The 5,020-nt window shown below is 75.0% G+C and carries 5 protein-coding genes; 4 read left to right on the forward strand and 1 reads right to left on the reverse strand.

What is annotated here, in order from left to right; genetic code table 11:
• Window positions 1-2,184 (reverse strand): BTAD domain-containing putative transcriptional regulator (locus ACJA3G_RS29795; RefSeq protein ID WP_406556147.1); only part of this gene is annotated, 2,184 nt, incomplete at its 3' end.
• Window positions 2,185-2,479: 295 nt separating this feature from the next.
• Between ACJA3G_RS29795 and ACJA3G_RS29800 the strand changes: the two genes are divergently transcribed.
• From ACJA3G_RS29800 to ACJA3G_RS29815, 4 genes are all read left to right on the forward strand, one after another.
• Entirely contained in the window at window positions 2,480-3,373 is an 894-nt protein-coding gene (locus ACJA3G_RS29800) for a LysR family transcriptional regulator (RefSeq protein WP_406556148.1), read from the forward strand.
• A 134-nt stretch (window positions 3,374-3,507) separates the two neighbouring features.
• Complete coding sequence (locus ACJA3G_RS29805) at window positions 3,508-3,984, forward strand: LPXTG cell wall anchor domain-containing protein (protein ID WP_406556149.1); 477 nt, start codon at window positions 3,508-3,510, stop codon at window positions 3,982-3,984.
• Window positions 3,985-4,036: 52 nt separating this feature from the next.
• Window positions 4,037-4,666: an RNA polymerase sigma factor gene (locus ACJA3G_RS29810; protein ID WP_406556150.1), complete on the forward strand. Its 630-nt coding sequence runs from the start codon at window positions 4,037-4,039 to the stop codon at window positions 4,664-4,666.
• An 11-nt stretch (window positions 4,667-4,677) separates the two neighbouring features.
• Window positions 4,678-5,020, forward strand: a 343-nt coding sequence (locus tag ACJA3G_RS29815; RefSeq protein ID WP_406556151.1) for a hypothetical protein, incomplete at its 3' end; no start/stop codon positions are given.

The raw sequence follows: 5,020 nt of genomic DNA on the forward strand, positions 1-5,020 counted from the left end.
GGGCGTGCGGGCGGGCGTGTCGTAGCGGGCGAAGAAGCGGCCGGCCCGGAGGGCGGCGTGCAGGTAGTAGTCGAGCTGGCGCTCCACGGCCCGCGCCGCGTCGGTGCTGCGACCCCCTTCACGGTCGGTCCCGTGACCGGCCCCCCGGTCAACACCGTGACCGGCCACGCGGTCCGTCTCGCGGTCGGCACCATGACCGGCCACGCGGTCAACACCGTGACCACCTTCACGGTAGGCACCATGACCGGCCGTGCGGCCGACACCGTGACCAGCCTCGCAGTCCGCCCCCCGGTCAACACCGTGACCAGCCCCGCGGTCCGTCTCGCAGTCGGCCTCGCAGTCGGCCCCGCAGTCCGTCTCCGTGAGGGCGCGCGCATAGTCGCGCACCAGATCATGCATCCGATAGCGCCCTCGCGAAGGCTCCTCGACGAGGTGGTGGTCCTCCAGTTCCTCCAGGAGGCGGCGGGCCGTCGGCAGGGCGGTGTCGTGCAGGGCGGCGACCGCGTACGCGTCGAAGTCGAGTCCCGGCTGCCGTCCCAGGCGCCGGAACAGCAGGTGCTGGTCCGGGGAGAGGTCGCGGCAGGAGAGCTCGAAGGCGGCCTGGACGGAGACGTTCTCGGAGCTGAGCGCCGCCGTGCGCCCGCTCGCCGCCGCCAGATCGGCGATCACGTCCTCGATGCTCCACGCGCGGTGGTGGCGCAGCCGCGCGGCCGTCAGATGCAGAGCCAACGGCAGGTGTCCGCAGAGGCGGGCCAGTTCGGCGCAGGCGGGGTCGTCGGCCGTCACGTCCGCGCGCCCGGCCTTGGCCACGAGCAGCGCCACCGCCCGCTCCGGGGGCAGGACGTCCAGGGTGACGGGCACCGCGTCCGCGAGGGCGACCAGCCGCCGCCGGCTGGTGATCAGGACCAGGGAGCCGGGCGTCCCGGGCAGCAGCGGCTCCACCTGTTCGCTGCCGAGGGCGTCGTCGAGGAGGACGAGGTAGCGCCCGCCGGCGAGTTTGCCGCGCCACAGTCCGGCCCGCGCGGACAGGTCGGCGGGGATGCGGCGCGAGTCGGTCCCCAGGGCCAGCAGCAGACTGCTCAGCGCGGTGCCGGGGTCGACGGGCGGGGTGTCCCGGGTGTGCGCGTGCAGGGAGAGGAACAGGCTGCCGTCGGGGAAGTCGGCGGCGAGGCGGTGGGCGACGTGGACGGCGAACGCGGTCTTGCCCACGCCGGGCATGCCGTCCACGGCGTGTATCCCCACCACGCCCGCGGCTCCGGCCGATCCGCTCCGTACCGCCGCGACCAGGGCCTCGACCTCGTCCTCACGGCCGGTGAAGGCGGCGACGTCGCGGGGCAGCGACGTCGGTACGGCCGCGTCGGTGTCCGGGGCCGGGGCGGGTGGCGGGGCGTCGTCGACCAGGATGTCCTGGTAGGCGGTGGCCGCGTCGGGGCCGGGCTCGACGCCGAGTTCGTCGATCAGGGTGCGGCGCAGCCGGTGGTAGGCGGCCAGCGCCTCCGGCCGCCGTCCGCCGCGGTGCAGTGCCCGCATGAGCTGGACGTGGAAGGCCTCGCGCAGGGGGAACTCGACGACCAGACGGGACAGTTGCGGCAGCAGAACGTCGTGCCGGCCGCGCCGCAGTTCCGCGTCGCAGCGCCACTCCAGGGCCTGCACACGGGACTCCTGCCACTGGCCGACGCGGGCGCCCTGGTCTTCGGCGAGCGCCGGGAACTCCTCCAGCGGGGTGCCGCGCCACAGTGCCAGCGCGGCGTCCGCCTCCCGTACGACGCCGTCCCAGTCCTGCTCCACGCGCGCGGCCCGTGCGGCGTCCAGGTGCGCGTCGAAGGCGCGGGTGTCCAGCTCGCCGTCCTCCAGGTCGAGCAGCATGCCTCCGGCCACGGCCCGGATACGGGTCTCCTCGCCCAGCGAGCGGCGCAACCGCAGCAGATGGTTGTGGAGCGAGGCGCGGGCGGTGGTCGGCGGACGCTCGCCCCACAGCGCCGTCTCCAGCCGGGCGAGCGGCACCGAGCCGCCCGGCGCGAGCAGCAGCGCGGTGAGCAGGGCACGGCCCTTGGGGGAGGCAGGTGTCAGCTCGACTCCGTCGTCGTCATGGACGGACAGCGGACCGAGCAGCCCGAACTTCACATGGTCCCCCGCGCGCTCCGGGCCTGGTCGGGCCCCCGTGGCGGCATGGTAACCCGCCACCTGCGCTGAGCATGTCAGACGTGTCCGGCCCCGGTCCTGATCACTACGCCGACGGGCTGATCACTTCGCCGACGCGGCGACAAGCGGCGTAACGGCAGATGTTGGTGAGCCCGGGTGCTGGGCCGAGCAATCCACGGACCGGGGTCGGCACCCTCCGTGGACCGCGCCGTCCGGGTCCGGATCCCCGACGGCGTCCACGGACGGGTTGCCGCCCCGGATCAGATCCTCGCGGGTACCCCCACCCCAGTCAATCCTCTGGTTTTCTTTCTAAGGCCCAAGCAATACCTTGGGGTTCATGACTCTCGACGATCTCCGTGTCTTCGTCGCCGCCTGCGAGACCGGCAATCTGAGCGCCGTGGCGCGCGATCTGTCCCGTACGCAGTCGGCGGTGAGCCAGCACGTCAAGCGGCTGGAGGCCGAGCTCGGCCTGCCCCTCCTGGAGCGGCACCCCCGTGGCGTCGCCCCCACGGGGGCCGGGCGGATCCTCCAGCAGGCCGCCGCACAGGGCATCGGCCACATAGAGCTGGCGCTGCGTCAGCTCCGCGAGCTCAGGGATGGCGACGGCGGCACCGTGCGGATCGCCACCGGCGCCACCACCGTCCGTCACTTCATGTCCGACGCGGTGGTGCGCTTCCGCCGTGCGCACCCCCGCGTCAGGCTGGAGTTCCGTACCGAGAACTCCAGCCGGGCCTGCCTCGACGCACTCGCCGCGGGCGACTCCGACCTCGCCTGGATCACCGTCGGCAGCCCCGTGCGCGGCATCGAGCAGCGCCCGGTCATCGAGCTGCCGTGGGTCCTGGCCGTGCACGCGGACGACCCGCTGGCGCGCAGGGGCAGTGTCGAACCGGCCGACCTCGCCGGGATCCGCCACATCCAGCTACCCGCCGACTCCCGGTCCCGGCACCACCTGGACCGCCAACTGACCGCTCTGGACGTCACCCTGGCGTCGACCACCAGCGTCGCGGACTGGGACACCGCGATCCTCCTGGCCGAGCTGGGGCTCGGGCACGCAGTGGTGCCGGCGCTGCCCGGGTGGACCGCCTCCGCCCCGGGCGCCGTGCGTTTCGTACCGCTGCCGGCGCTGCCGCCCCTGGCGGCGGGCTGGGCGGTGCGCCAGTGGGACGCCCTCGGGCCGCTCGCCCAGGAGTTCGCGGGCACCGGGGTGGACACCCTCACGGGCGCGGGATGACGGGGGGCGCCGACGGCGTGCACGGCGTACGGAAAAGTTTTCGCGATCCGTCGGCAACCCCGGGGCGCGCCGCACGTCGTGAGGGGTGAAGGGCGTCGTCCGGCGTCCGTTCAGCCGATCTGGAGACGTACCACGTGAACACCACAAAGCACCACGGCCGCGCCTTCGCCCGCGGAGCCGCCGCCACCGGACTGCTGGCCGCGCTCGCCCTGCCCGCCCTGGCCGGCACGGCTCACGCCGACGGTGGGACGCAGCCGCGCCACCTGGCCGGCGGCGGACCCGCCCCGGCGTCCACCGAACCGACCACGATGCCCTCCGCCGCGCCCAAGCGGCCCGCACCCGCCAAGCCGCCTGCCTCCACCGGCCGGCCCACCGCCATGCCGAGCACATCTCCCGGCACGCCCGAGCCCGCCGCGCCCCCGACGAAGGCCCCGGGCGAGGCGCGGCCGAGCGCCGAGCCCAGCACCGCGCCCTCCCCCGCGACGCGCCAGGACGAACTGGCTCATACTGGCTCGTCCAAGACCAACACGGTCCTGGGGGCCGGAGCGGGCGCGCTGATCGCCGTGGGCGCCGGGACCGTCTACGCCGTCCGGCGGCGACAGGGCCACTGAGGCGCAGGGTGGCCCCGCCGTGCGGGGCCGCGCCGTTCCACCCGAGGAAGTGATGGAGTACACCGCCGTCCGGTACCCGGCGCCCGCAGGGCGTCCGGGCGCTCGCGCCTTTCTGCACTGGCTGCTGCGCCGGGACCGGCTGGCGACCGGCCCGGCCCGCCCGGCCGTCCTCGGCGGGTACGGCCCGGACACCTCCCGGCCGACCATCAGCGAGCTCTACCACGCGCACCGGCTGCGCATGGTGCACCTCGCGGTGATGCTCGTGGACGACCGGGCCACGGCCGAGGACGTGGTGCAGGACGCGTTCACCGCGCTGTACCGGCGCCATGGCGAGGAGATCGCCGAGGTGGACAACGCGCTCGCCTATCTCCGTACCGCCGTGGTCAACGCCTCCCGCTCGGTGCTGCGCCGACGCCGTACGGCGCGCGCGTACACCCCTCCGCACGAGGCCGACGCGCCCTCCGCCGAGGAGCGGGTCGTCCTCGACGAGGAGCACCGCGAAGTGCTGGCCGCGCTGGGGAGGTTGAGCGCGCGGCGCCGTGAGGTGCTGGTGCTGCGGTACTGGGGCGAGCTCACCGAGGCCGAGATCGCGCAGACGCTGCGGATCAGTCGCGGTTCGGTGAAGTCGCTGGCCAGCCGGGGTCTGGACGCCCTGGAGAAGATCTTGAAGGAGCGGTCGTGAGAGGAGTGGGGATGAACGGCGGGGAGAGTCCCGAGCGCCCCGTCGAGGCGCGGCTGCGGCGCGCGTTGGCGGCCCGCGCGCAGACCGTGACGGTCCGGGATCTGCGTCCGGCCGACCCGCCGGGCCCGCACCGGCGCCGGGCTCCCCTGCGGCGAACGTGGCCGCGCCCGCCGCGGATGCGCCGCCTCGCCCTGCCGTTGGCGGGGCTCGCCACCGTGGCGGCGGTGGCGATCGGGTACACGGCCGTGGAGCCGGGCGGCACGCCCGATCACCGGCTGCCCGCGGCCACCCCGGGCCCGGTCTCCCCGCCGCCCTCCACCCGGCCCTCCGGGGCGGAGTCGCCCCGGAGGGCCG

Origin of the sequence: Streptomyces sp. YS-3 (genome assembly GCF_045257485.1) — a bacterium.
GTDB lineage: Bacteria > Actinomycetota > Actinomycetes > Streptomycetales > Streptomycetaceae > Streptomyces.

Coding starts and splice junctions, on each gene's coding strand:
- ACJA3G_RS29810 (WP_406556150.1), top strand. CDS start 4,037: ATGGAGTACACCGCCGTCCGGTACCCGGCGCCCGCAGGGCGTCCGGGC.
- ACJA3G_RS29800 (WP_406556148.1), top strand. CDS start 2,480: ATGACTCTCGACGATCTCCGTGTCTTCGTCGCCGCCTGCGAGACCGGC.